Source organism: Bradyrhizobium sp. USDA 4510 (assembly GCF_054059095.1).
On sequence record NZ_JBSSBT010000001.1, the window covers coordinates 2,431,503 to 2,454,503 of the forward strand.

The following is a 23,001-nucleotide window of genomic DNA, read 5'->3' on the forward strand; positions in this document are numbered from 1 at the left end:
TAGATTTTTGGCATGCCAAATACCAGAATGTCAAGCTGCCTATATTTTTCGATCTTTTTGGACCTCGACCGACCTTGACAATTGCGTTTTTGGCATACCAAATGCCACGAAATCTGTCCCAGGAGGAAGCCAATGTCAAATTCGAAGGATGCGGTCCGCAAAATTCTCGATGCGGTCAGGGCCGACAAGCGCACGAGCCTCACCGCGCCCGAAGGCAAGGTGGTTTGCGACGCCTACGGCATTCCGGTGCCGAAAGAGGGTGTCGCCAAGTCGGCGGCCGAGGCCGCCCGCATCGCCTCCGACATGGGCTTCCCGGTCGTGATGAAGATCGTCTCGCCAGACATCCTCCACAAGACCGAGGCCGGCGGCGTGGTGGTCGGCGTCAAGAGCGCCGCCGAGGCCGAGAAGAGCTACGAGACGATTCTCGCCAACGCCAGGAAGTACAAGGCCGACGCCAAGATCGAGGGCATCCAGGTCCAGCAGATGCTGGGCGGCGGCACCGAGGTGATCGTCGGCTCGATCACCGACGGCTCGTTCGGCAAGCTGGTCGCCTTCGGTCTCGGCGGCGTGCTGGTCGAAATCCTCAAGGACATCACCTTCCGCCTCGCGCCCGCGACCAAGGACGATGCGCTGTCGATGCTCGACGGCATCCAGGCGCATGAGATGCTGAAGGGTGTGCGCGGCGGCGAGGCGGTCAATCGCGAGGCGCTCGCCGACGTCATCGTCAAGGTGTCGCAGCTGGTCAGCGATTTCCCCGAGATCGTCGAGCTCGACCTCAACCCGGTGTTCGCCACCAGCAAGAACGCGATCGCGGCCGACGTCCGCATCGTCGTCGACTTCAACTACAAGCCGCGCCCGGCGCCGCGTCCGACCGAAGAGATCGTCGCCGCGATGAACCGAATCATGCAGCCGAAGGGCGTTGCTGTGATCGGCGCCTCCGCCGAGGACGGCAAGATCGGCAACTCCGTGATGAAGAACCTCATCAACGGCGGCTACAAGGGCGAGATCTATCCGATCCACCCCAAGGCCGACGAGATCCTCGGCTACAAGGCCTACAAGAGCGTCAAGGACGTGCCCGGCGTGATCGACACGGCGGTGTTCGCGATCCCGGCGAAATTCGTCGCCGGCGCGCTCGCCGAATGCGGCGAGAAGAAAATCCCCGGCGCGGTGCTGATTCCCTCGGGCTTTGCCGAGGCCGGCGCGCCGGAATTGCAGGCCGAGATCGTCGAGGTCGGCAAGAAGTACAATATCCGCCTGATGGGGCCGAACATCTACGGCTTCTATTATACCCCGGCCAATCTCTGCGCCACGTTCTGCACCGCCTATGACGTCAAGGGCCACGCCGCGCTGTCGTCGCAGTCGGGCGGCATCGGCATGGCGATCATCGGCTTCTCGCGCTCGGCCAAGATGGGCGTGTCGGCGATCGTCGGCCTCGGCAACAAGTCCGACATCGACGAGGACGATCTGCTCGCCTTCTTCGAGCAGGATCCCAACACCAACCTGATCGCGCAGCACTGCGAGGACCTGAAGGATGGCCGCGCCTTCGCGGAAGCCGCCAAGCGCGTCTCCAAGAAGAAGCCGGTGGTCGTGCTCAAGGCCGGGCGCACGTCTGCGGGCGCGAAGGCGGCCTCGTCGCATACCGGCGCGCTCGCCGGCAACGACAAGATCTACGAGGACGTGTTCAAGCAGTCGGGCGTGATCCGCGCCCGCAGCCTGCGGCAGCTGCTCGAATTCGCCCGCGGCGTGCCGGTGCTGCCGACGCCGAAGGGCGAGAACGTGCTGATCATCACCGGCGCCGGCGGCTCCGGCGTGCTGCTCTCCGACTCCGTGGTCGACAATGGCCTGTCGCTGATGCAGATGCCGCCGGACCTCGATGCGGCGTTCCGCAAGTTCATCCCGCCGTTCGGCGCGGCCGGAAATCCTGTGGATATCACCGGCGGCGAGCCGCCGATCACCTACGTCAACACGGTCAAGCTCGGCCTGTCGGATGAGCGCATCCACGCGCTGATCCTCGGCTACTGGCACACCATCGTGACGCCGCCGATGGTGTTCGCGCGCAACATGGTCGAGGTGAAGAAGGAGATGGAGGCCAAGGGCTTCGTCAAGCCGATCGTCGCCTCGCTCGCCGGCGACGTCGAGGTCGAGGAAGCCGCCGAGTATCTCTACCAGAACGGCATCCCGGCCTACGCCTATTCGACCGAACTCCCGGTCGAGGTGCTCGGCGCCAAGTACAAGTGGGCGCGCGGCGCGGGCCTGCTCTGATCTTCTGAATCTGTCGAATACCACAGGCCGCCCCGGACACCGTCCGGGGCGGCCTTTTCATTGGGCTGCCCCCATCTGCAATGGGCCGCCGAGATGAACGGGAAGGGCGCGACCAGCCCGATCGCGCGAAACCAAGCCAGGCCTTCCTGATCTTCCAGCGCGGGTTCCGCACCATCTTCTTTTCCGGACCCGCGCGCGGCTGACGAAGCTTGCCTTCCGCATCTGATGTGCTACTGATATATCAGATCAATGACGGAGGGACCCGCGATGGAGTTGGCTGCAACAGGGATGACCGACCGCCAGCGCAAATATCGCGCGACCTACCGCGAGCGCGTGGTGGGCTGGTACAATGGCTGGCTGCATGTCGTGCTGATCTACACGATCGGCTTCACGGCGCTGTACGTCTATCTGGCCAATGTGCACGACGTGAAATGGTGGGAATACCTCACCATTCCCGTGGTCTTCCTGATCGCAAACTTCTTCGAATGGGCGGTGCATCGCTTCGTCATGCACCGGCCTCGAATGTGCCCTTGCTGCGCGCGATCTACAGCCGCCACACGCTGATGCACCATCAGTTCTTCACCGAGGAGGAGATGCGCTTCGCCGATCATCACGACTGGCGCGTCACCTTCTTCCCGCCCTATGCGCTCGTGTTGTTTACTCTGATGTCGATCCCGCCGGCGATCGTCGCGGGCCTTGTGATCTCGGCCAACACCGGCTGGCTGCTGATCACCACGACGACCTCGATGTACCTGATCTACGAGTTCATGCATTTCTGCTGCCACGTCGAGGAAAATGCCTTCGTGCGCAACATGCCGTTCGTCAACACCATCCGCCGGCATCATACCGCCCATCACAACCAGTCGATCATGATGGAGCGGAACATGAACCTGACCTTCCCGGTGATGGACTATGTGTTCGGCACCTCCGATCTCAATCGCGGCCTGCTTGGCCACATCTTCAACGGCTACAGCACGCGCCATGTGAAGACCGACATGCGCCGGACGGCGCGGACGCCGCGGGTCATGGCGAAGGAGCAATCGGTGCCGCATGCCGCAGCTTGAGCCCAATCTCGCCGGTCTCGCCTGGTTCGGCCTGCTGTGGAGCGTGTGCTGCATCGGCTTCCTGCAACTGGCCGGGATGTACCCGCTGCGCGGGCGCGCCGTCCTGCCGGTGACGATGACCACCGCATTGTGGGTGATGCTGCTCGCCGGCACGCTGGCATTCGCGCTGGCCGAATTGCGCTGGACCACAATCGTTGTCGTCGGCGGCGTGCTGTTCTTGTTTCTACCCGGGCTGTTTCAGGCGCTGCCGGAATGGTGGCGCGACGGACGCGCGGGATTGCGGCTGTCCTGTTGCGCCATGATCGCCGCGCTCGCGCTGCTGGTCCGCGTCGCCGCGCCGTCCTTTTCCACGTGGATAACCTGAAGGGAGGTCTCGATGCCAAGCCACATCAAGCTCATGCTGTCGCTGGCCTGCCTCGCCACGGCAGCCTGCGGATACTTTTTCATGGTCTATCTGGGCCAGCAGGGACCGAGCTATGCGGTCGCCTTCCTCGGCGTGTTCGCCACGGTCGCGATGTGGATCTTCCCCGAGGTCGTCAAGAAGGACCTCAAGATGCGTCCGCCGGGATCCTGACCGAGCTCCTGATATGATGCTGCAGCACAGGGAGGATCCGATGGCGAGCTATACCGGGGACCGCACCATCGACGGCATTTCGGTGCTGGTCGACGGCAAGCCGCTGTCACCGCATTACGACCAGCTTCGTCTCACCGAGCACGGGTTTGAATGGAGCTACGAGGGGCCCGAGCCGGCACAACTGGCCTTCGCGCTGCTCTATGACCATCTGCACGATGCCGCTGCCGCGAAAGCGCTGCACGAGCCGTTCATGCGACGCGTCGTCGCCAATTTCGACAATGAATGGGAGCTCTCTTCGGCCGATCTCGACGAAGCGGTCGCGGCGCTGCGCTCCGGACAGACGGCCTGAGCCCGTGCTGATGTCCCCGGCAGAGAATTCCTGAGATGACCCTGACCTGTCGCGCGGCGGTGCTGCATCAAAGCGGAACGCCGCTCTCCGTCGAGCGCGTATCGCTTGCGCCGCCCATGCCGACCGACGTCGTGGTGAAGGTGCGCGCCGCGGGGCTCTGCCACACCGATCTCGAAGTCATCGACGGATCGTTGCGCTATCCCTTGCCGATAATCCTCGGGCACGAGGCGGCCGGCGTGGTCGAGGAAATCGGCAGCGCGGTGCGCGACATCAGCGTCGGCGATCGCGTCATCCTGTCCTGGAATCCGCATTGCGGGCACTGCTTTCACTGCGACCGCGCGCAGCCGATCCTGTGCGAGACCTATCTCGCGCGGGGCGCGGAAGGCGTGCATTTCGACGGCGCATCGAAGGCGCAGCTCGCGGACGGACGCAAGCTGACGCACCTGATGTTCCTCGGCGCGTTCTCGGAATATGTCGTGCTGCCGGCCCAGCAGGCGATCGTCGTGCCGAACGACATCCCGTTCGACCGCGCGTGCCTGATCGGCTGCGGCGTCATGACCGGCGTCGGCGCCGCGCTGAACGTCGCCGCCATCGGTCACGGCGATACCGTGATGGTCACCGGCTGCGGCGCGGTCGGGCTGGCAGCGGTGCAGGGCGCCCGGCTTGCCGGCGCAGGTGCTGTCATCGCGGTCGACCTCGATGATGCAAAGCTGGCGCTGGCGCGGCAGCTCGGCGCCACGCACGTCGTCAACGCGGCCCGCGAGGACCCGGTCCAGTTCGCAAAGCAGGCGACGGGCGGCCGCGGCGCCGACGTCATCCTCGAGGCGGCGGGCCATCCCAAGGCGTTTCGGCAGACCGCGGAGGCGGTGCGGCCGGGCGGCGAGGTGATCTGGCTCGGCAAGATCGACGTCACGCGGGACGTGAGTTTTCGCTGGGGCGCGTTGATGGGCGAGAAGCGATTTCGCCGCTCGAGCTATGGCGGCGCGCGGCCACGGCGCGACTTTCCCTTTCTGGCGCAGGCCTATCTGGACGGCCGGCTCAAGCTCGACGAACTGATCACAGGCCGCTGCAGCCTCGACAGCATCAATGACGGCTTCGAGGCGCTGCGGCGCGGACGTTCGATCCGCACGGTCGTCGAGCTCTGAGAGCCGTTACAGCGTCGAACGTGCAAAACTCTCGATGTAGTCGATCAGGCTGTCGGACGCCGCGCCCGCGGCGTCGACGCGGCGCTCGGCGATGGCTTCAGCGACGTCGGCATGCAGCCGCGCCGCGAGCGGCAAATCGGCCGCTTCCTTGTAATGCTGGTACCAGAACCGGCGCGACAGGCCATGCATCAGGCCCATGGCGCGGGAGGCGAACTCGTTGCGCGACGCCGCGGAGATCAGGGTGTTGAACTGGTGATCCAGCCGCATGAACAGCAGGTCGTCGGATTTCTCCGCCGCGCGCCGCATGCCGGCGGCGATCTCCGAGAACTGCGTGCGCTGCTCGCTGGTGGCGCGCTCGGCGGCGCCGCGCGCCATCAGCCGTTCCAGCTCGCGCCGGACTTCGAGCAGGCGCAGCTGGGCCCTGAGGTCGATCTCGGACACCAACACGCCGCGGCGGGCCAGGATGTTGACGAGGCCGTCGCGCGATAGGCGCTGCAAGGCCTCGCGGATCGGGGTTCGGCCGATGTTGAGCCGTTTGGCGAGCACGAGCTCGGAGAGCGCGGTGCCCGGCGGCAGTTGCAGCGTCACGATCAGCTCTTCCAGCTCGGCATAGGCGCGATCGGTGAGCGTGACGTCGCTTTGCGGGAGCGGGGCCGGCGCGGAACCGCGCGGCTTGTCGCCGGCGGCGGACGATTGCCGTGCCGGCCGGCGGCTTCCTGCTGTGCGCACGCGCACCGTGCTGGATCGTTTGCTCGAATTTACCATCAGGATCGTGAGTGCTGCTGTACAGCAGATATCTCACACGCCCGATGGCAATGACAAGGCCGGTAGATCGGCGCCGCGCCGAATCGGACGGCGCGCCGCGCGCCCATCAGTGCGAAATGCTTTCCAACGTCCGGCCGCGGGTTTCCTCGCCGAGCAACAGCACCGCAAGCGCCGCCACCACGAACGCGCCGGCGCCGAGCGCAAACACGCCGCCTTGTCCGGCCGCCGGCAGGATCACGCCGATCACATAGGGGCCGATCAGCGAACCGATTCGGCCGACCGCGGAGGCAAAGCCCGTTCCGGTGGCGCGGACATGGGTCGGGTACAGTTCGGGCGTATAGGCGTAGAGCGCCGACCACATGCCGAACAGGAAGAATTGCATGCAGAGGCCGGCAATGATGAGCTGGGTCTGGTCCGCCGCCGAGCCGTAGAAATGGCAGGCGATCGCGCCGCAGAGCAGGTTCATCACCAGCGTCGCCTTGCGGCCCCAGGATTCGACGAGCCACGCCGAGACCAGGAAGCCGGGGATCCCCGCGAGCGAGATCAGGATGGTGTAGAACACCGATTTGGTGATCGGGAAGCCCTTGGCCTGCAGCAGCGCGCCGAGCCACGTGGTCAGGCCGTAGAAGCCGAGCAGCGCGAAGAACCACAGGGTCCACAACATCGTAGTCCGCTTGGCATAGATGCCCGAAAACAGCGTTCTCAGGCCGGTCACTTCGGACGCGGGGGCGGCCACCTGGCGCACCACCGGCGGCAGCTCCTTGCCGCCGAGACGGTCGCGGACCCTGGATTCGATGTCGCGCACGGTCGCTTCGGCCCGCTCCGAATAACCGTGGGACGCAAGCCAGCGCGGCGATTCCGGAACGAAGCGGCGCACCACCAGCACGAACACGGCCGGGATTGCCTGCAGGATGAAGACCCAGCGCCAGTCGGCGACCTGCAGCACGAAGTAGGTCAACAAGCCCGACGCGATGAAGCCGAGCGGCCAGAATCCTTCGAGGAACGCGATGTAGCGGCCGCGGTTGCGCGCCGGCATGATCTCCGAGACCATCGACTGCGCGACCGGAAACTCCATGCCCATGCCGAAGCCGAGCAGCAGGCGGGATGCACCGAGCGCGGTCGCCGTGGTGGACAGACCGCAGCACAGGCTGCCCAGTCCCCAGAAGATCATGCTGACCTGGAAGACGCGGGCGCGGCCGAAACGGTCGGCGAGCAGGCCGGCGGACGCGGCGCCCGCGAACATGCCGAGGAAGCTCGTGCTGGACAGCAGCCCGGTTTCCGCCGTCGACAGGCCGAAGGTCTGGCGGATCGAACCGAGCACGAAGGTGAGCGCGGCCAGATCCATGCTGTCGAAGAACCACGCGGTCGCGATGATTCCGAAGATCCAGCGCTGATAGGAGGTGAGCGGCAGGCGTTCGAGCCGCGCCGCGATATCGGCGACCTGCTGCGCCTGCGCGGTTCGCGCAACGGCGGCCGGAGCCCGGCTTCCGGCTGCCGCGGTGACGTCGGAAATGGTCATTGCTGCCTCCCCAAGTGGACATTGATTGGCTCTTGTCGGCCCTTTTAATAAAATGTCACACAGATAGCAGTGATATGTCAATTGCTGATCACGCACAAACTGGCGGCGCGAACCGGGCTGCCGCACCGGACGGGCCGCGGACACATCGGCGCGTAGCGCGGTCCTCCCGTGATCCGGCCGACCATCCTTGTCGCGTCGAGCATCCTGTGAAGCGGCATCAAGAGCCGGTTAACGGCATCCGAGAAATCGGGGGCTAACGGATAATCCGGCTTTAATGGGGAGCCGACTAAACGTCACGTAGTTGCAAGGTGCCGGATGCCTGGAGGTATCCGATGTTGCGTCGGGCGGAGGCGTTTTCCCCATATGTCAGTTCAGGCCGATCTGGATTTTGCGAGCGACGATCGCGCGAGGGCGCAGATCGGCGCGGCGGTGAACTATCTGCTCAGGGACGCGACCGGCGTCGCGCGTGAGCATGCCGTCGAGACCATTGTCGAGATGGTGCGCGACATCGCAAGCCGGCCGCTCACTGTCGAAGCGGCATCGATTCAGCCGCTGATGAGCGGTGTCGCCTATCGGGATTTTGTCATCGATGCCTACCGGCGCGATGTGGATCGCTGGCGCGCGACCATCCGCCGTTCAAACGGCAAGAAGATCCGGATCGCTTCGCCGCCGTCGGTGCGCGACGAGGCGACGACCACAGCGGACGCGATCACCGCCGAGAAGGCCATCGAGTTCGCCAGGCGGGCGATCGACTTGGGCGAGGTGATCTGACCTCGCCGCCTCAAGGCTGGCATCGCCGCGACGTCTTGGCGATGCCGCCTATGCTTGGGACGCGCGATGTGCTCCGATACGGCAGCTGCGCCGGTTCCGCAGCTGTCTGCGGAATTGTCCATTCATCCTGTCCCAGCCGAGAAATGCCATGCCTTCCGAACTCCGTTCGCCTCGTCTGGCCGTCCTGATCGACGCCGACAACGCATCTGCAAAGATCGCCGATGGGCTGTTCGAGGAGATCGCCAAGATCGGCGAGGCCAGCGTGCGCCGGATCTACGGCGACTTCTCCAATCCCAGGTCCAAGGGCTGGGCCGACATCCTGTCGAAGCACGCCATTATCCCGCAGCAGCAATTCGCCTATACGACCGGGAAGAATGCATCCGACATCACCTTGGTGATCGACGCCATGGACCTGCTGCACAGCGGCCGGTTCGATGGCTTTTGCCTGGTGTCGTCGGACAGCGATTTCACCCGGCTTGCCGCCCGCATCCGCGAGCACGGCATCGACGTGTTCGGGTTCGGCGAGCAGAAGACGCCGGAGAGTTTTCGGCAGGCCTGCCGCCGGTTCGTCTATACCGAGAATCTGCGCGGCGGCGCGCCGAGCAATCAGGATGCCGCCGTGCGGGCGCAGCCGTTGCAGCCGCCGGAGGCTGCCACGCCGATCATCAAGAAGGTCATCAGCCAGATGGCGAGCGAAGACGGCTGGGTCACGCTTGGCGAGGTCGGACGGCAGCTGGCTAATTTCGCGTCGGATTTCGATCAGAGGACCTACGGCTTCCGCACCCTCGGCGAACTGGTGCGCAGGACCAACGCTTTCGAGATCGAGTCGAAAGGCGGGACGATGCGAATTCGCATCAAGCCAGCGGCTGCACCGCCGCCAAGACGGCGAGCTCCGAGACGGCGAGCCGATCAAAAATCGCCGGAATGAACGGCGCGCAGTGCGGTCTGTTCTGCACGATCTCTGAATCTGAACCCAGGATGAATGCTGCTTCGAAGGTTGTTTGGAGCAGCATTTTCGTTCGTGCCGGAATCAAGCGAATTGCGCGCGGAACTGGCGTTGCGCGGGTTGCAGCGTTGGAACTGGAACGTTCTCGTTGCTTGCGATGTTGAGGGGGCATCGATCAATTCGGAGGAGGAGAATCATGAACAAGCGTTTTGCTGTGTCCCTTGTCGCTGCTGCGTCGCTGCTCGCGTCCGGCTCGGCCTTCGCGCAGTCCACGACTGCGGCGGGTGCCGCGAACGGCGCGCGGGCTGGCGGCGAAATCGCGGGGCCTGTCGGCGAGATCGTCGGCGGCACGGTGGGTGCCGCGGTCGGCGCCGGCCTCGAGATTCCGAATGCGGTGATCACGTCGATCCCGCGCAACGAGCCGTCGGTGGTGGTGCGTGAACGCGTCGTCGTCGGCGAGCCGCTACCCGACACCGTCGTGCTGCGCCCGGTGCCGCGCTACACCGAGTATCGCTATGCGGTCGTCAATGATCGCCGCGTGATCGTGGAGCCGCGCACCCGCCGGATCGTCAAGATCATCGACTGATCGCGTCGAGACGTCTGACTACGAAAATCCTCGCGGGCCCATCGCCCGCGGGGATTTTCCTGAGTCCCATGAATACTGGTATGGCACAGGCCCGCTTTTTTCATGAAGCGACCGGTTGGCCTGACGCCGCGATCCCCTAGACTGATCCGCAACGGATGGACGCAGCCAGCGTTCGTCTCAATCAAGAACAGGGGATGGAAGCATGGCTCGGAAGATCGCGATCGTCGGCGCGGGCGCTGTCGGCGGCTACGCCGGTGCGCATATGGTGCAGGCGGGGGAGGACGTCACCTTCATCGATCCCTGGCCCGCGCATGTCGAGCACATGCGCAAGCACGGCCTGCGCGTCACGCACGCGATGGACGTCGCGGAATTCTCGGTGCCGGTGCGCGCGCTTGATGTCACCGACGCGCAGCAGCTGGCGAAAGAGAAACCGGTCGACATCGCCTTCGTCTGCATGAAGTCCTACGACACCGCCTGGGCCACCATGCTGATCCGGCAATATCTGGCGGCGGACGGTTACGTCGTCTCGCTGCAGAACTGTATGAACGAGGAGACCATCGCCGGCATCGTCGGCTGGGGCAAGACGCTCGGCTGCATCGCGAGCAGCATCACCGTCAATTTGCCGGAGCCGGGCCATATCCACCGCGGCGCCGGCAAGGGCGGGGCCGCCCACACCGTGTTTCGCACCGGCGAGGTGCATGGCCGGATCACTGCGCGGGCGGAGGAAGTCTGCCGCCTGGTCGGTTATTCCGACAGCGCCAAGGTCACCTCCAATCTCTGGGGCGAGCGCTGGTCCAAGCTCGTCGCCAACGTGATGGGCAACGGGCTCTCGGCCTGCACGGGTCTGGCGGGCGGCGAGGTGCTGCAAAGCGAACCGCTGCGCCGCTTCTCGACCCGGCTCGGCAGCGAGGCGATCCGCGTCGGCCAGGCGCAGGGTTATCAGCTGGAGGAGATCCTGCATCTGCCGCCCGAGACCATCGCCCGCGCCGGCGAGGGCGACGAGGCCGCAACGCGCGCCTGCGACGAGCAGCGCTTCAAGGATGCCAAGCGCACCTCATCGGCGCAGCGTCCCTCGATGGGCCAGGACATGCAGAAGGGCCGCCGCACCGAGATCGAATTCCTCAACGGGCTCGTGGTCAGCGAAGGCGAGAAGCTCGGCATCGCGTGCAACGCCAATGCCGCGCTGACCGACATCGTCAAGCGCGTCGAACGCGGCGAGCTCGCGCCGGATCCGCGGCACATCACGGAGCTGAGGTTGAATTGAGTGGCCACGGCCGTCATTGCGAGCGCAGCGAAGCAATCCATCTCTCCGCATCTGTGGAATGATGGATTGCCTCGTCACTTCAGCGCAAAGTTGCTCTGCAGTTTTGTCGCGAGCTCCTCGCAATGACGGATGCGCGGCCGCCGGGTCTTGCCTACAGCAGCTGCCGTACCCCCATCCCGTTCATGAACCGCTCGCGGATCTGCACGGGGTCGCGGCGGGTGGTGCCGGTGCCGGGCTTGTCGTCGATGCGGACGCCGATCAGGGTCGGGCCGGAGGTCTGTTTCGACTGTTCGATCAGCCGCTCGAAATCGTCCTCGTCGGCGGCCCATGAGCTGCTCGCGATGCCGCTGGCGATTGCGACCTGAACGATATCGGTATGGCCGGCGGCCGGCGTCGGCTGCGCGCCCGTGATCTGGTAGATACCGTTGTCCATCACCACCATGGTGAGATTCTTCGGCGCCAGTGTCGCGATGGTCGAGAGGCAGCCGAGCTGCATCAGCAGCGAGCCGTCGCCTTCGAGTGCGAATACGCGCCGCTTCGGCTGCGCCAGCGCGACGCCGAGCGCGATCGGGAAGGCGAGGCCCATGCTGCCCAGCATGTAGAAATTCTGCGGGCGGTGGCCGGCGGCCCAGAGGTCGAAATTGGTGTTGCCGATGCCGCCGATCACGGCCTCGTCCTTCAGCCCGGCGACGAGGCGCTGGGTGAGCTCGAAGCGGTTCATCACCTTGGTGTTGCGCGCGGGGGTGCTGGTCATGGCTGATCTCACTTGTCGAAGGTCTTGCCGCCGGTCAGCAGCGGCGAGAGTATCAGCGCCACCGGCGCCTGGGTGGTGACGGCCTGCTTGATCGAGCGGTCGGCGATGAATTCGAGCTCGTCGAGCCGGGTGATGGTGTGATGCTCCATCGCCAGCGAATCCAGCACCGGGCGCATGGTGCGGCAGACCAGCGCCTGGCCGTAGTTGAACTCGCCGAGTGTGCCGCGCTCGGAGACGAACATGATCAACGGGATCTGGTAGGGCACCGCGAGCGAGGCCAGCACATTGGCCAGCGTGGCAAAGCCCGAGGTCTGCATCAGCACCGCGCCGCGCGTGCCCGCCATCCAGGCACCGGAAACGATGCCGACCGCTTCTTCCTCGCGCGCGCTCGGAAATGTCGTGAAATAGGGATCGGCGTGCAGGTCCTTGATCAGCGTGGTCAGCACCCGGTCGGGCACGTAGGGCACGAGCTTGATCTCGTTCCGCTTCAGCGTCTGCAGCACGATGCCGTGCCAGGTGGTCGCCGCATCCTGGGACTTGTCCTTGGCTTTATCTTTGGACGAGGCTTGTTCCGCGGCCGCCATCCTGTTCTCCCTGCTCGCGCGACGCTGGTGGCCGCTTGCCGCACGAAACTTGACGCGGTGCCTGCGATTGTCAACATGCCGCGGCCGCAACGCGATCTGCGGAATTCGGCCATCGCAGCGCCGAACCAACGTGCGATACAGGCGTAACGAAAAAGGGACGGTAGCGATCAAGGGACGGGAGGCGTCGATGGCCGGATGGGTCTGGCGGACCGCCATTGCGGCAGCGGCCATTTTTGTGGCCGGCCTTGCGTCCGCGCAGCCGTTCCCGGCCAAGGCCGTTCACATTCTCGTTCCATATCCGCCCGGCGGCGGCGTCGATGTGCTGACGCGCACGCTCGCCGAAGCCGTGTCGAAGACCTGGACGCAGTCGATCGTGGTCGAGAACCGGCCCGGCGCCGGCAGGGTGATCGCCTCGCAGGCGATCGCGACCTCCGCGCCCGACGGTTACAATCTGATCATGGTGGCGAGCGGTCACGCCACCAATCCGTTCCTTTATCCAAAGCTGCCCTACGACACCTTCAAGGATTTCTCGCCGATCTCGCTCTTGGCGTCGTCGCCGAACGTGCTGCTGGTGCGCGCGGATTCGCCGTTCAAATCGGTCGCCGACGTCATCGCCGCGGCGAAGGCGAAGCCGGGCAGGCTGTCCTTCGCCCATGCCGGCAACGGCACCTCGACCCATCTGGCCGGCGAGCTGCTCAAGAGCCTCGCCAAGATCGATCTCGACGCGATCCCCTACAAGGGCGGCGCGCCGGCGATCAACGATCTGCTCGGCGCGCAAATTCCGATGTCGTTCAACAACGGACCGGAATCGGTCGGGCAGCTGCAGGCCGGCACGGTTCGCGCGCTGGCGGTGACGACCGGCTCGCGTGCGCCGTTCCTGCCTGACGTGCCCAGCATGTCGGAAACCGTGCCCGGCTACGACACAGAAGTGTGGTGGGGGCTGCTCGGGCCCGGCAACATGCCGGCCGACCTCGTCGCCAAGATCTCGCATGATTTCGTCGCGGCCGTGAACACCGATGCCGTGAAGGAGCGGCTCGGCAAGCTCGGTGCGATCCCGATCGGCTCCACGCCGGACAAGTTCGCCGCCAAGATCAAGGCCGACTACGACAAATGGGGGCCGATCATCAAGGCCGCCGGCATGAAGGCGGAGTAGACGATGGCCGCGTCAAAAATTCCCGCCTGCCTGCCGCCGCGTCCGGTGACGCCGCCCAGAGACAAGCTGCCGCCGAAGGCCTGCGATACGCATGCGCATGTGTTCGGCCCGGCTGACCGCTTCCCCTATGCCGGCGATCGCAGCTACACGCCGCCGGACGCGCCGCTCGCGACCTATCTCGGCATGCTTGATGCACTCGGTTTCGCCCGCGGCGTGCTGGTGCAGGGCAGCGCGCACGGCCACGACAATTCGGCGATGCTGGATGCGTTGCAGCGTGAGCCCGCGCGGCTGCGTGGCGTCGCGGTGGCCGATGCCGATGTGGCGGCAGGCACGCTGCGGCAATGGCATGTGCTCGGCGTCCGCGGCCTGCGCTTCAACCATTTCTTCCGCGGCGGGCAGCTGCACTATCGCGGCGGCATTCCCTTGAACGTTGCCGAGACGCATGCGGGCGTGATGGCCGAACTCGGCTGGCATCTGCAGCTCTGGATCGACGTGAAGGATTTGCCTGACACGATCCCGACGCTGAAGACGCTCGGGTTGCCGGTCGTGGTCGATCACATGGGCCGCACCGATGCTGCCGCCGGCATCAACACCGCGGGCTTTCAGAGCCTGCTACGTGCGGTGGACGAAGGCTGGTGCTGGGCCAAGCTCTCGGGCGCGCATCGCCTGAGCCGGCGGGCCCCTGATTATCCCGATGCGCGGCCGTTCCACGAGGCGCTGGTGTCGACCAATCCTGAAAGGCTGGTGTGGGGCGGCGACTGGCCGCATCCGCGGGTCGAAGGCGAAATGCCCGACGCTGGCCATCTGCTGACGCTGTTCCAGGACTGGACGCCCGACGCGACGACCCGGCACCGTATCCTCGTCGACAATCCCGCACGACTCTATGGCTTCCCAAACTGAAAGCTGCTCGAAGACATGACCGTCAACAACAAGCGCGTGTTCTACGTCAAATACCTCGCCCACGAGATCTACGTCGATATCCTGAAGAAGCGGCTGGACGTCAGGCTCGATCGTCTCGAGAACGAGACGCCGGAGGCGACGTTCGCGCCGGTTCTTGCCGACGCGCATGCCTATCAGATCGGCGCGGCGCGCGATGAGCTGGCGCCGCATTTCCATGCCCATGCCGAGCTGTTGAAGCGTGCGCCGAATCTTCTGATCGTGTCGTCGAATGGTGCCGGCTTCGATCCCGTCGATGTCGATGCCTGCACCGCGGCGGGCGTGCTTGTCGTCAACCAGTCCGGCGGCAATGCCAATTCGGTCGCCGAACACGCGCTCGGCATGATGCTGACGCTGTCGAAGCGGATCATCCAGTCCGACCGCAGGCTGCGGCGCGAGGCCAATGTCAACCGCAACGACCTGATCGGCAACGAGCTGAAGGAGAAGACCGTCGGCATCGTCGGGCTCGGCAATGTCGGCCGCCGCATCGCCGAGCTGTGCAGGGGCCTCCTGCACATGAAGGTGATCGCCTACGATCCCTATCTCACGGCGGATGAGATGGCAAAGCGGGGCGGGGAGAAGGTCGAGCTCGACGATCTCCTGCGTCGCGCGGACTTTGTTTCGATCTCGTGTCCGCTGGACAAGAACAGCCGCGGCATGATCGGCGCGCGCCAGTTCGCGCTGATGCAGCCGCACGCCTATTTCGTCACCACCGCGCGCGGCTTCATCCACGACGAGAAGGCGCTGGAGGAAGCGCTGCGTGAAAAGCGAATCGCGGGTGCGGGCCTCGACGTCTGGGACAAGGAGCCGCCGCCGCCGGATCATCCGCTGCTGCAGTTCGACAATGTGCTGGCGAGCCCGCACACCGCCGGCGTCACCCGCGAGGCGCGCATCAACATGGGCCGGATCGCCGCCGAGCAGATCCTCGATGCCCTCGACGGCAAGCGCCCGCCGCGCATCATCAATCCCGAGGTCTGGCCGGTCTACGCAAGACGGTTCGAGAAGGCGTTCGGGTTCATGCCGGGGTAGGGTCGGCAGTGCCCCTGCGGGGCCGCGGCTGCGCGCGGTCAAAAATATCGAAAACAACCCCATGCAAAGGAGCTGGCGGCTGTCGGCGTTCGAGCGGGCATCTTGACGCGTCGGGCAACTCAGGGGTACATTTCCAATATTCAGAAATCGTGCAAGCGCTGGGCTTTGCGGGGGGAGAATACCCGCAAGGGCGGAAGGGAACTCTTCCGCCGGTGCTTCCCTCGCACAAGCGGCCAGCCGTGCGAGCGTTGTTGCGCGGGCAAAAATACCGGAGAAAATCTCCTTCGTTGCAGCCTCGATCGAGGCAATAAACCCACTGCCGAACGACCGCCTCGCAACACGTCCGTTGTTATTTTCCCTGAGATATCGACGGCTTAGCCCGAAATCGCCATTTTCCGTCTGTGCCCGACCATTCCGGGCACGGAAGGAAGAGGTTCATGCGACAGGTCCAGTCATTGCTCCGCAACGCGCCCGCCAGGATCGGCCGCCGTCTTGCGCAGATCGTCGCGATCGCCGCCGCCAGCCTGCCCCAGGCCGGCGCGTAGCTTTTCCCGCTGCGAACAGTCGCACGCGTATCAGCCGAATTAACTCACTACCCTTTCGTGTTAGTGCTAGCGTGGTACCCCCGGGCTCTGCCGGTGCAGCAGGGAGGGTTCCATGTCACGCTTCGTCGTTCATTTCATGAAAGACGTGCTCGGCGGCAATGGCCGCGAGCGCGAGGTTTGCCAGGGTGCGCTTGAGATCGACGCCTCGAGCGAGGGCCAGGCCACCGAGATGGCCAAGGTCAAGTTTTGCCAGGAGCAATCGCTGTGCGACTGGTCATTGCATGCCGACCGCATCCGGATCGAGGCGGCCGACTTGCACGTGAGCTGACGTCACAGGTCGACTACCAGCTACATCCGCAATGCGCTCCCTCTCCCGCTTGCGGGCAGGGGAATCGCATATGAATGAACCGATTCCTCCGCGCCGTCATGGCCGGGCTTGTCCCGGCCATCCACGTCTTTTCTCCGCGTGGAAACGAAGACGTGGATGCCCTGACAAGCCCGGGCATGACGAGTTTGTGGAAACTCCGATTACCTCAAACGGCCATGCGATTGCCCTACGCTTGCGGGGGAGGGCCGGGGTGGGGGCTCGCTCCGCGAGTCGTATTGTGGAAAGAGCCCCCACCCCCGCCGCGCTGCGGACGACGCTTCGCGTCGCTCGTCGCGCGTCGACCTAAGAGCGAGCTTCGCTCGTCTCGACCCCGCAAGCGGGAGAGGTGCAGCAACTCCGCCACGAGAAGCCAAAAGCGGCCGAACGGTTGCCGATCACTCCGGCAGGATGCGAACCGCGCCCTTGGCCGCGCTGCTGGCGAACGCCGCATAGGCCTTCAGCGCGGTTGAGACGGCGCGCTTGCGTGGCGCTGCCGGCTTCCAGGCCGCGTTGCCCCTGGCTTCCATCGCTGCGCGACGGCGCTTCAGCTCGGCATCGTCGACCTTGAGGTTGACCTTGCGGTTCGGGATGTCGAACTCGATGATATCGCCTTCCTCGACGAGGCCGATCAGGCCGCCTTCGGCGGCTTCCGGCGAGACGTGGCCGATCGACAGGCCCGACGATCCGCCCGAGAAGCGGCCGTCGGTGATCAGCGCACAGGCCTTTCCGAGGCCTTTCGACTTCAGATAGCTGGTCGGGTACAGCATCTCCTGCATGCCCGGGCCGCCGCGCGGTCCCTCATAGCGAATCAGCACGACGTCGCCGGCCTTCACCTTGTTGCCAAGGATGGCTTCGACCGATGCGTCCTGGCTCTCGAAGATGCGGGCGGGACCTGAGAACTTCAGAATGCTCTCGTCGACGCCGGCGGTCTTCACGATGCAGCCGTCTTCCGCAAGATTGCCGAACAGCACGGCGAGGCCGCCGTCCTTGGAATAGGCGTGCGCGGCGTCGCGGATGCAGCCCTTGGCGCGGTCGAGATCGACCTCGTCGAAGCGGCGGTCCTGGCTGAACGCCTCCTGGGTCGGCACGCCGCCCGGCGCGGCGCAATAGAAGTTGCGTACCTTGTCGCTTGTGGTCCGCACCACGTCCCAGCGGTTCAGCGCATCGTCCAGCGTTGCTGCATGCACGGTCGGCCCGTCGGTCGTGAGCAGCTTGGCGCGGTCGAGCTCGCCCAGGATCGCCATGATGCCGCCGGCGTGATGCACGTCCTCCATGTGGACGTCCTGCACCGAGGGCGCGACCTTGCAGAGCACCGGCACCTTGCGTGACAGGCGGTCGATATCGGTCATCGTGAACGGCACTTCGCCCTCGCGCGCGGCGGCGAGCAGATGCAGCACGGTGTTGGTCGAGCCGCCCATCGCGATATCGAGCGTCATCGCGTTCTCGAACGACTTGAAGTTCGCGATGTTGCGCGGCAGCACCCTGGCGTCGTCCTGCTCGTAGTAGCGGCGGGCGAGGTCGACGATCAGATGGCCGGCTTCGACGAACAGGCTCTTGCGGTCGGCATGCGTCGCCAGCACCGAGCCGTTGCCGGGCAGCGCGAGGCCGAGCGCCTCGGTCAGGCAGTTCATCGAGTTCGCGGTGAACATGCCAGAGCAGGAGCCGCAGGTCGGGCAGGCCGAGCGCTCGATTACCGCGACGTCCTCGTCCGACACGTTGGAGTCGGCGGCCGCGACCATCGCGTCGATCAGGTCGACCGCGCGCTTCTTGCCCTTGAGCACGATCTTGCCCGATTCCATCGGTCCGCCCGAGACGAACACGGTCGGGATGTTGAGCCGCAGCGTCGCCATCAGCATGCCGGGCGTGATCTTGTCGCAGTTGGAGATGCAGACCATCGCGTCGGCGCAATGCGCATTGACCATGTATTCGACGCTGTCGGCGATCAGCTCGCGCGAGGGCAGGCTGTACAGCATGCCGTCATGACCCATCGCGATGCCGTCATCGACCGCGATGGTGTTGAACTCCTTGGCGACGCCGCCGGCCTTCTCGATCTCGCGCGCGACCAATTGGCCGAGATTCTGCAAATGGACGTGGCCGGGCACGAACTGGGTGAAGGAATTGACCACCGCGATGATCGGCTTGCCGAAGTCCTCGTTCTTCATGCCGGTGGCGCGCCAGAGGCCGCGTGCACCCGCCATGTTGCGGCCGTGGGTGGTGGTGCGGGAGCGATAGGCGGGCATCGTAAATCCTTCTCAAATCCTTGGGCTAAGGGCATTTTTTAGGGGAGTTGGCGCTCCTTATGCCTGCCCGTGGATGCGGATTCAAGCGCGGAACCGCATGGCTGAACCCCGCAATTCGGGCAATGTCGAGCCGGTCGGCTTGATCTCGGTCGGCCCGGTGCATTAGCTGGTCGCACCGACGGCAAGAATAACGAACAAGCAAAAAAGGGAGAGACACGCGTGGCAAGGCTGCCCCTGATTGATCCGGAGACGACGAGCGGAGAGATCCGCGCCTCATTCGACCGCATGCCGGTCAAGCTCAACATCTTCCGCATGATGGCCCATGCCGAGGCCAATATGATCCCGGCGATGCGGCTCGCCAATTCGATCCTGCACAAGCAGAAGCTGTCGGCGGTCAACCGCGAGCTCCTGATCCTGCAGGCCGCGCAGCTTGAGGGCGGCGCCTATGAATGGCGCCAGCACGTGCCGATCGCGCTCGGTGTCGGCGTCACCCAGGCGCAGATCGATGCCGTCGAGCGCGGCGATTACGACGATGCCGCACTCAACGCAGCCGAGCGCGCGCTGCTTCGCTTCGGCCGCGAGGTGGTCGAGAAGGTCCGCGTCGGCGATACCGCCTTTGCCGCGGTGCGCGAGCATTTCAGCGATCAGGAGATCGTCGAGGCGATCGTCGCGCTCGGCTTCTACATGATGATGGCGCGGCTGACCGAGGCGACCGAGACCGATCTCGATCCGGCCGCCGGCATGGCCGTGTTCGAAGGCGGCAAGAAGCAGGGTTGACGAGATGTCGGAGACTTCGCAAGAGGCCAAGCAAGACCCCGAGCCGGAGCGCCATGTCCGTCCGCTGAGCGCGGAATCCTCGGGTACCGCGCCGGGCAGGGGACGCCTCAACGGCCGCCGCATCCTCGTGGTCGGCGGCGGCCAGCGGGTGTTCGATGCCGCCACCGATCCGATCGGCAACGGCCGCGCCATGAGCCTGCTGTTCGCACGCGAGGGCGCGCATGTCGCGGTCGCCGACCTCAACCGCGCCTCGGCCGAGGACACGGTTGCGCGCATCGCTGCTGACGGCGGCCGCGCTTTCGCGATCGCCGCCGATGTCACCAAGGAAGCCAACGTCATCAGGATGATCGACGAGGCGCATCGCACGATGGGCGGGCTCGACGGCATGGTGCTGAACATCGGTACCTTCGGCAAGACCGGGCTCGACAATGTCAGCGCGGAGGAATGGAACAGGATCTACGACGTCAATGTCCGCGGCCCGATGCTGTGCTGCCGCGCGGCCTTGCCGAAATTCGAAGACGGCGGCTCGATCGTGTTCATTTCCTCGATCGCGGCGCTGAAGGCGGGATCGCAGATGGCGGTCTATGATTCCTCCAAGGCCGCGCTCGGCGGCCTGATGCGCAACATCGCACACACGGGCGCGCGGCGCGGCATCCGCGCCAATCTGGTCTATCCCGGGCTGGTCGACACCCCGAACGGCCGCGAGGCCGGCGCGGGCCGGCCGTCGCGCGGCAAGGGGCATATCCCGTTCGGCCGTCAGGCGACGGCGTGGGAGATCGCCTATGCCGTGCTGTTCTTCATGTCGGATGAAAGCGTCTATGTCACCGCGCAGACGCTCGCGGTCGACAGCGGGCTCAGCGGTTTGTGAGCGGCGGGGAGGGCGCATGAGCGCATTGTTCGGCAAGGTCTGTCAGAACGGCTACGTCGTTCGCGACATCGATGCGGCGCTGAAGTTCTGGACCGAGACACTGCGGGTCGGGCCATTCTTCCTGATCCCCTCGGTCAAGGTCGATTGGTTCCGCTATCGCGGCATGGACTCCGCGGTCGAGATGTCGATCGCGCTGGCCAATTCCGGCGATCTGCAGATCGAGCTGATCCAACAGCGCAACGACGCGCCGTCGATGTATCTGGATTTTCTGGCGCGCCACGGCGAGGGCCTGCAGCACATGTCGTACTGGAGCACGGACTACCAGTTGCTCTATGACCGCGCCGTCGCGGCAGGCTTCACGGTCGGTCATGAAGGCCAGATCGGCGGCCCCAGGGGACGCTTCGCCTATTTCGACACCGCCGGCCATGCCGGCACCGTGATCGAGATCTCAGACATCTCGGGATCGAAGGGGCGGTTTTTCGAGACGATCAGGACCGTGGCCGCGACCTGGGACGGCTCGGACCCGATCCGCGTGGTGGGCCGACGCGGTATTATGGCGCAAACGCCACAAGGGTTATGAGGACGAGCACGGCAGTACTGAAAGCTGCAATGCCAAGGCAAATGCGTGCCGGGACAGAATGGGATTCGAAACGTGGCAGTTCAGGCATTGCGCGCTCCACTTGCGTTGCTTGGGGCGAGGCGGGAGCGCGGTGACTGACAGCGATCTCGTCACCGATAGATGCCGAAAGGCCGTGCGGTGATAGAGACAAAGCTGCGCTCTATTTCGTGCGAGCGCCAGCAATATGTTTCTCCCCGATCACGGAACGATCTGAAAACGCCTCAAGGCACTAAGTTGCCGGTTATTGCGGTCAAATCTCCTCCAGCACTACCTGCTCAAGCTCTAGTGCCGCGACGCATGCAAGGAAGAAGATCGCCGTAAACGATCCACGTTTCAGCTTCATGGTTCCACCCGGTATCTGAACAGCCTCGGCGGCCAAACGGAATGCAAGTTAACGAATTTGAATTCATCGCCAGCGGCGAGTTTTCGGATCCATTGCGCAAAGGCGGCAAAACCCTCTGGTTCTATTGCAATTTGGTCTATCTCGAGTTCATACAGGTCCGCCGTGAAAGCGGCTTTTGCTGGCGGAGGGTCGATAATCCCAATACGCACGGCTACTTTGTCGCCGACGCCGCTCCGGCATACAATCAAAAGACTTAAGAGCGTTGCGGCCCAAGCCGCGCGCCGCCACACGGCGCTTCTCCTAGCTCACGGTACCCTCCCGGAATCTAGGAACCGGAGTTTCGGTAGGCTTGTGGCGTTTGCGCCATAATACCGGGCGGACGCGGCTATTCGGCGGCGAGGCTGGCCGGAAGCGGGATGCCGACCCTGGGGCGCGCTTTCACTGCGCGGCGATTCTTCTTGCTGAAGCGGCTGCCGGCCAGCAGCGCCGCGGCGGCGCGCAACTGCTCGCGCAGCCATTGATTGGTGGTGTCGTCCTCGGCGGTGGCGTGCCAGTAGAGATAATTGACGTGCGGACTGATCGGAAACGGGCAGGGGAAGCACTGCAGCAGCCCGGGATCTTCCAGCACGGAGGCGGCGCTCTCCGAGGCGGTCAGCAGCATGTTGCTGCGGCTCACGACGTGGCAGGCGGTTGCGAAATTCTGACAGGTCAGGCGAACAGTGCGGGTCAGGCCGAGGCGCTGGAGCTGAAAATCCTCGAATGACAGGCCGCTGCGCCGCGACGTCACGCAGACATGCTCCATGCGCAAATAAGCCTTCTTGTCGAGCCGGGTGCCGAGCTCGGGATGGCCGCGCCGCGCGAACACCGCGATATGCTCCGTCAGGATCTGCTCGCGCCGCACCTCCGCCGACAGAGGCAACAGCGTATCGATCGCGACGTCGAGGGTGCCGGCGGCAAGCTCGCGCTCGAGATTGTTGCGCTCGCTGCGCACGGTGGCGATCTCGACCAGCGGCGCCACCGTGCTGATGCGGTTGATCAGCGCGCTCAGCATCGGTGCCTCGAGATTGTTGCGCAGCCCGATCACGAACCGCTTCGGCGTCTGCGCCGGATCGAACCGGTGGGTGTGGGTCAGCGTCGTCTCGAGGCCGTTGAGCGCCTGGCGCACCGTGGTGATGATCTGCCGGGCCAGCGGGGTCGGCGTCATCACGTGGTTGCGGCGCACGAACAGCGGATCGTTGAACATCGCGCGCAGCCGGCTGAGCGCATGGCTTACCGCGGGCTGCGTCAGGTTGAGGCGGAAGCAGGCGCGGCTGACGCCGCCCTCGGAATAGATCGCGTCGAACACGACGAACAGGTTCAGATCGACGTCGCGTACATGCATGGAAATGATCAATCCGTATCCGCCGAATGCATTTGACGAATACTAATCGGCACTCTTAAAGTCTCAAGCAAAATAATACCTGGAGGAAACGATGAGCGTGCAATCGCCATCGCGCGGCGTTGCTGTCCCTGCGGCATCATCTCGCCTGGGCGCAATGTTT

24 protein-coding genes and 1 pseudogene are annotated in these 23,001 nt (G+C 64.9%); 18 read left to right on the top strand and 7 right to left on the bottom strand.

Going from position 1 to position 23,001, the window contains the following annotated elements; all coding sequences use genetic code 11:
• Nucleotides 1–132: 132 nt before the first annotated feature.
• The 6 genes and pseudogenes from ACVMDN_RS10720 (at nt 133) to ACVMDN_RS10745 (ending at nt 5,394) form a co-directional block, all read left to right on the top strand.
• On the top strand, nt 133–2,262 hold the full coding sequence (locus tag ACVMDN_RS10720; RefSeq protein ID WP_057020270.1) for an acetate--CoA ligase family protein: 2,130 nt from the start codon (nt 133–135) through the stop codon (nt 2,260–2,262).
• A 267-nt stretch (nt 2,263–2,529) separates the two neighbouring features.
• Nucleotides 2,530–3,326, top strand: a pseudogene (locus ACVMDN_RS10725) (sterol desaturase family protein).
• On the top strand, nt 3,313–3,690 hold the full coding sequence (locus ACVMDN_RS10730; RefSeq protein WP_057020272.1) for a hypothetical protein: 378 nt from the start codon (nt 3,313–3,315) through the stop codon (nt 3,688–3,690). Before ACVMDN_RS10725 ends, ACVMDN_RS10730 begins: the two are co-directional and overlap by 14 nt.
• A 12-nt stretch (nt 3,691–3,702) precedes the next feature.
• Nucleotides 3,703–3,900, top strand: coding sequence for a hypothetical protein (locus tag ACVMDN_RS10735; protein ID WP_024579640.1), 198 nt, complete (start codon nt 3,703–3,705; stop codon nt 3,898–3,900).
• A 40-nt stretch (nt 3,901–3,940) separates the two neighbouring features.
• On the top strand, nt 3,941–4,249 hold the full coding sequence (locus ACVMDN_RS10740) for a DUF6166 domain-containing protein (RefSeq protein ID WP_076833594.1): 309 nt from the start codon (nt 3,941–3,943) through the stop codon (nt 4,247–4,249).
• Nucleotides 4,250–4,284: 35 nt separating this feature from the next.
• Complete coding sequence (locus ACVMDN_RS10745; RefSeq protein WP_141340885.1) at nt 4,285–5,394, top strand: Zn-dependent alcohol dehydrogenase; 1,110 nt, start codon at nt 4,285–4,287, stop codon at nt 5,392–5,394.
• Between the two features lie 6 nt (nt 5,395–5,400).
• Here the strand turns inward: ACVMDN_RS10745 and ACVMDN_RS10750 are convergent, their stop codons facing one another.
• Together ACVMDN_RS10750 and ACVMDN_RS10755 are read right to left on the bottom strand one after the other, a co-directional pair.
• Nucleotides 5,401–6,159, bottom strand: coding sequence for a GntR family transcriptional regulator (locus ACVMDN_RS10750; protein WP_057020274.1), 759 nt, complete (start codon nt 6,157–6,159; stop codon nt 5,401–5,403).
• Nucleotides 6,160–6,265: 106 nt separating this feature from the next.
• Nucleotides 6,266–7,678, bottom strand: coding sequence for an MFS transporter (locus ACVMDN_RS10755; protein ID WP_456835240.1), 1,413 nt, complete (start codon nt 7,676–7,678; stop codon nt 6,266–6,268).
• A gap of 363 nt (nt 7,679–8,041) precedes the next feature.
• Here ACVMDN_RS10755 and ACVMDN_RS10760 point away from each other — a divergent pair, with 363 nt between their 5' ends.
• The 4 genes from ACVMDN_RS10760 to ACVMDN_RS10775 all read left to right on the top strand — a co-directional run bounded on the left by ACVMDN_RS10760 (nt 8,042) and on the right by ACVMDN_RS10775 (nt 11,245).
• The gene (locus ACVMDN_RS10760; protein WP_076833366.1) at nt 8,042–8,449 is read left to right on the top strand and encodes a hypothetical protein; all 408 of its coding nucleotides are present in this window, start codon (nt 8,042–8,044) and stop codon (nt 8,447–8,449) included.
• A 148-nt stretch (nt 8,450–8,597) separates the two neighbouring features.
• Entirely contained in the window at nt 8,598–9,377 is a 780-nt protein-coding gene (locus tag ACVMDN_RS10765; protein WP_057020277.1) for an NYN domain-containing protein, read from the top strand.
• A 214-nt stretch (nt 9,378–9,591) separates the two neighbouring features.
• The gene (locus ACVMDN_RS10770) at nt 9,592–9,981 is read left to right on the top strand and encodes a DUF1236 domain-containing protein (RefSeq protein WP_016842369.1); all 390 of its coding nucleotides are present in this window, start codon (nt 9,592–9,594) and stop codon (nt 9,979–9,981) included.
• 202 nt (nt 9,982–10,183) lie between these two features.
• Nucleotides 10,184–11,245, top strand: coding sequence for a ketopantoate reductase family protein (locus ACVMDN_RS10775; protein WP_141340884.1), 1,062 nt, complete (start codon nt 10,184–10,186; stop codon nt 11,243–11,245).
• A 151-nt stretch (nt 11,246–11,396) separates the two neighbouring features.
• Here ACVMDN_RS10775 and ACVMDN_RS10780 read toward each other — a convergent pair whose 3' ends face one another.
• Both ACVMDN_RS10780 and ACVMDN_RS10785 read right to left on the bottom strand, forming a co-directional pair.
• Complete coding sequence (locus ACVMDN_RS10780) at nt 11,397–11,999, bottom strand: thiamine pyrophosphate-dependent enzyme (protein ID WP_057020279.1); 603 nt, start codon at nt 11,997–11,999, stop codon at nt 11,397–11,399.
• Nucleotides 12,000–12,007: 8 nt separating this feature from the next.
• Complete coding sequence (locus ACVMDN_RS10785) at nt 12,008–12,583, bottom strand: thiamine pyrophosphate-binding protein (protein ID WP_141340883.1); 576 nt, start codon at nt 12,581–12,583, stop codon at nt 12,008–12,010.
• Between the two features lie 187 nt (nt 12,584–12,770).
• Here ACVMDN_RS10785 and ACVMDN_RS10790 point away from each other — a divergent pair, with 187 nt between their 5' ends.
• The 4 genes from ACVMDN_RS10790 to ACVMDN_RS10805 all read left to right on the top strand — a co-directional run bounded on the left by ACVMDN_RS10790 (nt 12,771) and on the right by ACVMDN_RS10805 (nt 16,574).
• Nucleotides 12,771–13,736, top strand: a complete 966-nt coding sequence (locus ACVMDN_RS10790; protein WP_456835239.1) for a Bug family tripartite tricarboxylate transporter substrate binding protein — start codon at nt 12,771–12,773, stop codon at nt 13,734–13,736.
• Nucleotides 13,737–13,739: 3 nt separating this feature from the next.
• Nucleotides 13,740–14,636 (top strand): amidohydrolase family protein, encoded by an 897-nt coding sequence (locus ACVMDN_RS10795; protein WP_141340881.1) that lies wholly within the window; start codon nt 13,740–13,742, stop codon nt 14,634–14,636.
• A gap of 15 nt (nt 14,637–14,651) precedes the next feature.
• Entirely contained in the window at nt 14,652–15,701 is a 1,050-nt protein-coding gene (locus ACVMDN_RS10800; RefSeq protein WP_141340880.1) for a hydroxyacid dehydrogenase, read from the top strand.
• Nucleotides 15,702–16,358: 657 nt separating this feature from the next.
• Entirely contained in the window at nt 16,359–16,574 is a 216-nt protein-coding gene (locus ACVMDN_RS10805; protein WP_028331505.1) for a hypothetical protein, read from the top strand.
• Nucleotides 16,575–17,008: 434 nt separating this feature from the next.
• Here ACVMDN_RS10805 and ilvD read toward each other — a convergent pair whose 3' ends face one another.
• A complete protein-coding gene (gene ilvD, locus ACVMDN_RS10810) occupies nt 17,009–18,853 on the bottom strand; it encodes a dihydroxy-acid dehydratase (protein ID WP_076833416.1) in 1,845 nt (614 codons plus the stop codon).
• 219 nt (nt 18,854–19,072) lie between these two features.
• Between ilvD and ACVMDN_RS10815 the strand changes: the two genes are divergently transcribed.
• The 3 genes from ACVMDN_RS10815 to ACVMDN_RS10825 are packed head-to-tail and all read left to right on the top strand — an operon-like array spanning nt 19,073 to nt 21,078.
• Complete coding sequence (locus tag ACVMDN_RS10815; protein WP_141340879.1) at nt 19,073–19,630, top strand: carboxymuconolactone decarboxylase family protein; 558 nt, start codon at nt 19,073–19,075, stop codon at nt 19,628–19,630.
• A gap of 4 nt (nt 19,631–19,634) precedes the next feature.
• Nucleotides 19,635–20,498, top strand: coding sequence for an SDR family NAD(P)-dependent oxidoreductase (locus tag ACVMDN_RS10820; RefSeq protein ID WP_456835238.1), 864 nt, complete (start codon nt 19,635–19,637; stop codon nt 20,496–20,498).
• Between the two features lie 16 nt (nt 20,499–20,514).
• Entirely contained in the window at nt 20,515–21,078 is a 564-nt protein-coding gene (locus tag ACVMDN_RS10825) for a VOC family protein (protein WP_141340877.1), read from the top strand.
• A gap of 289 nt (nt 21,079–21,367) precedes the next feature.
• Here the strand turns inward: ACVMDN_RS10825 and ACVMDN_RS10830 are convergent, their stop codons facing one another.
• Nucleotides 21,368–21,460, bottom strand: coding sequence for a DUF6471 domain-containing protein (locus tag ACVMDN_RS10830; RefSeq protein ID WP_229159983.1), 93 nt, complete (start codon nt 21,458–21,460; stop codon nt 21,368–21,370).
• Nucleotides 21,461–21,501: 41 nt separating this feature from the next.
• Between ACVMDN_RS10830 and ACVMDN_RS10835 the strand changes: the two genes are divergently transcribed.
• On the top strand, nt 21,502–21,717 hold the full coding sequence (locus ACVMDN_RS10835; protein ID WP_076833423.1) for a hypothetical protein: 216 nt from the start codon (nt 21,502–21,504) through the stop codon (nt 21,715–21,717).
• Nucleotides 21,718–21,845: 128 nt separating this feature from the next.
• Here the strand turns inward: ACVMDN_RS10835 and ACVMDN_RS10840 are convergent, their stop codons facing one another.
• The gene (locus tag ACVMDN_RS10840; RefSeq protein ID WP_244558976.1) at nt 21,846–22,853 is read right to left on the bottom strand and encodes a LysR family transcriptional regulator; all 1,008 of its coding nucleotides are present in this window, start codon (nt 22,851–22,853) and stop codon (nt 21,846–21,848) included.
• Between the last annotated feature and the right edge of the window lie 148 nt (nt 22,854–23,001).

What these genes read in the sequence shown, in the direction of transcription:
- ACVMDN_RS10720 (WP_057020270.1), top strand. Translation starts at nt 133, where the DNA reads ATGTCAAATTCGAAGGATGCGGTCCGCAAAATTCTCGATGCGGTCAGG.
- ACVMDN_RS10730 (WP_057020272.1), top strand. Translation starts at nt 3,313, where the DNA reads ATGCCGCAGCTTGAGCCCAATCTCGCCGGTCTCGCCTGGTTCGGCCTG.
- ACVMDN_RS10735 (WP_024579640.1), top strand. Translation starts at nt 3,703, where the DNA reads ATGCCAAGCCACATCAAGCTCATGCTGTCGCTGGCCTGCCTCGCCACG.
- ACVMDN_RS10740 (WP_076833594.1), top strand. Translation starts at nt 3,941, where the DNA reads ATGGCGAGCTATACCGGGGACCGCACCATCGACGGCATTTCGGTGCTG.
- ACVMDN_RS10745 (WP_141340885.1), top strand. Translation starts at nt 4,285, where the DNA reads ATGACCCTGACCTGTCGCGCGGCGGTGCTGCATCAAAGCGGAACGCCG.
- ACVMDN_RS10750 (WP_057020274.1), bottom strand. Translation starts at nt 6,159, where the DNA reads ATGGTAAATTCGAGCAAACGATCCAGCACGGTGCGCGTGCGCACAGCA.
- ACVMDN_RS10755 (WP_456835240.1), bottom strand. Translation starts at nt 7,678, where the DNA reads ATGACCATTTCCGACGTCACCGCGGCAGCCGGAAGCCGGGCTCCGGCC.
- ACVMDN_RS10760 (WP_076833366.1), top strand. Translation starts at nt 8,042, where the DNA reads ATGTCAGTTCAGGCCGATCTGGATTTTGCGAGCGACGATCGCGCGAGG.
- ACVMDN_RS10765 (WP_057020277.1), top strand. Translation starts at nt 8,598, where the DNA reads ATGCCTTCCGAACTCCGTTCGCCTCGTCTGGCCGTCCTGATCGACGCC.
- ACVMDN_RS10770 (WP_016842369.1), top strand. Translation starts at nt 9,592, where the DNA reads ATGAACAAGCGTTTTGCTGTGTCCCTTGTCGCTGCTGCGTCGCTGCTC.
- ACVMDN_RS10775 (WP_141340884.1), top strand. Translation starts at nt 10,184, where the DNA reads ATGGCTCGGAAGATCGCGATCGTCGGCGCGGGCGCTGTCGGCGGCTAC.
- ACVMDN_RS10780 (WP_057020279.1), bottom strand. Translation starts at nt 11,999, where the DNA reads ATGACCAGCACCCCCGCGCGCAACACCAAGGTGATGAACCGCTTCGAG.
- ACVMDN_RS10785 (WP_141340883.1), bottom strand. Translation starts at nt 12,583, where the DNA reads ATGGCGGCCGCGGAACAAGCCTCGTCCAAAGATAAAGCCAAGGACAAG.
- ACVMDN_RS10790 (WP_456835239.1), top strand. Translation starts at nt 12,771, where the DNA reads ATGGCCGGATGGGTCTGGCGGACCGCCATTGCGGCAGCGGCCATTTTT.
- ACVMDN_RS10795 (WP_141340881.1), top strand. Translation starts at nt 13,740, where the DNA reads ATGGCCGCGTCAAAAATTCCCGCCTGCCTGCCGCCGCGTCCGGTGACG.
- ACVMDN_RS10800 (WP_141340880.1), top strand. Translation starts at nt 14,652, where the DNA reads ATGACCGTCAACAACAAGCGCGTGTTCTACGTCAAATACCTCGCCCAC.
- ACVMDN_RS10805 (WP_028331505.1), top strand. Translation starts at nt 16,359, where the DNA reads ATGTCACGCTTCGTCGTTCATTTCATGAAAGACGTGCTCGGCGGCAAT.
- ilvD (WP_076833416.1), bottom strand. Translation starts at nt 18,853, where the DNA reads ATGCCCGCCTATCGCTCCCGCACCACCACCCACGGCCGCAACATGGCG.
- ACVMDN_RS10820 (WP_456835238.1), top strand. Translation starts at nt 19,635, where the DNA reads ATGTCGGAGACTTCGCAAGAGGCCAAGCAAGACCCCGAGCCGGAGCGC.
- ACVMDN_RS10825 (WP_141340877.1), top strand. Translation starts at nt 20,515, where the DNA reads ATGAGCGCATTGTTCGGCAAGGTCTGTCAGAACGGCTACGTCGTTCGC.
- ACVMDN_RS10830 (WP_229159983.1), bottom strand. Translation starts at nt 21,460, where the DNA reads ATGAAGCTGAAACGTGGATCGTTTACGGCGATCTTCTTCCTTGCATGC.
- ACVMDN_RS10835 (WP_076833423.1), top strand. Translation starts at nt 21,502, where the DNA reads ATGCAAGTTAACGAATTTGAATTCATCGCCAGCGGCGAGTTTTCGGAT.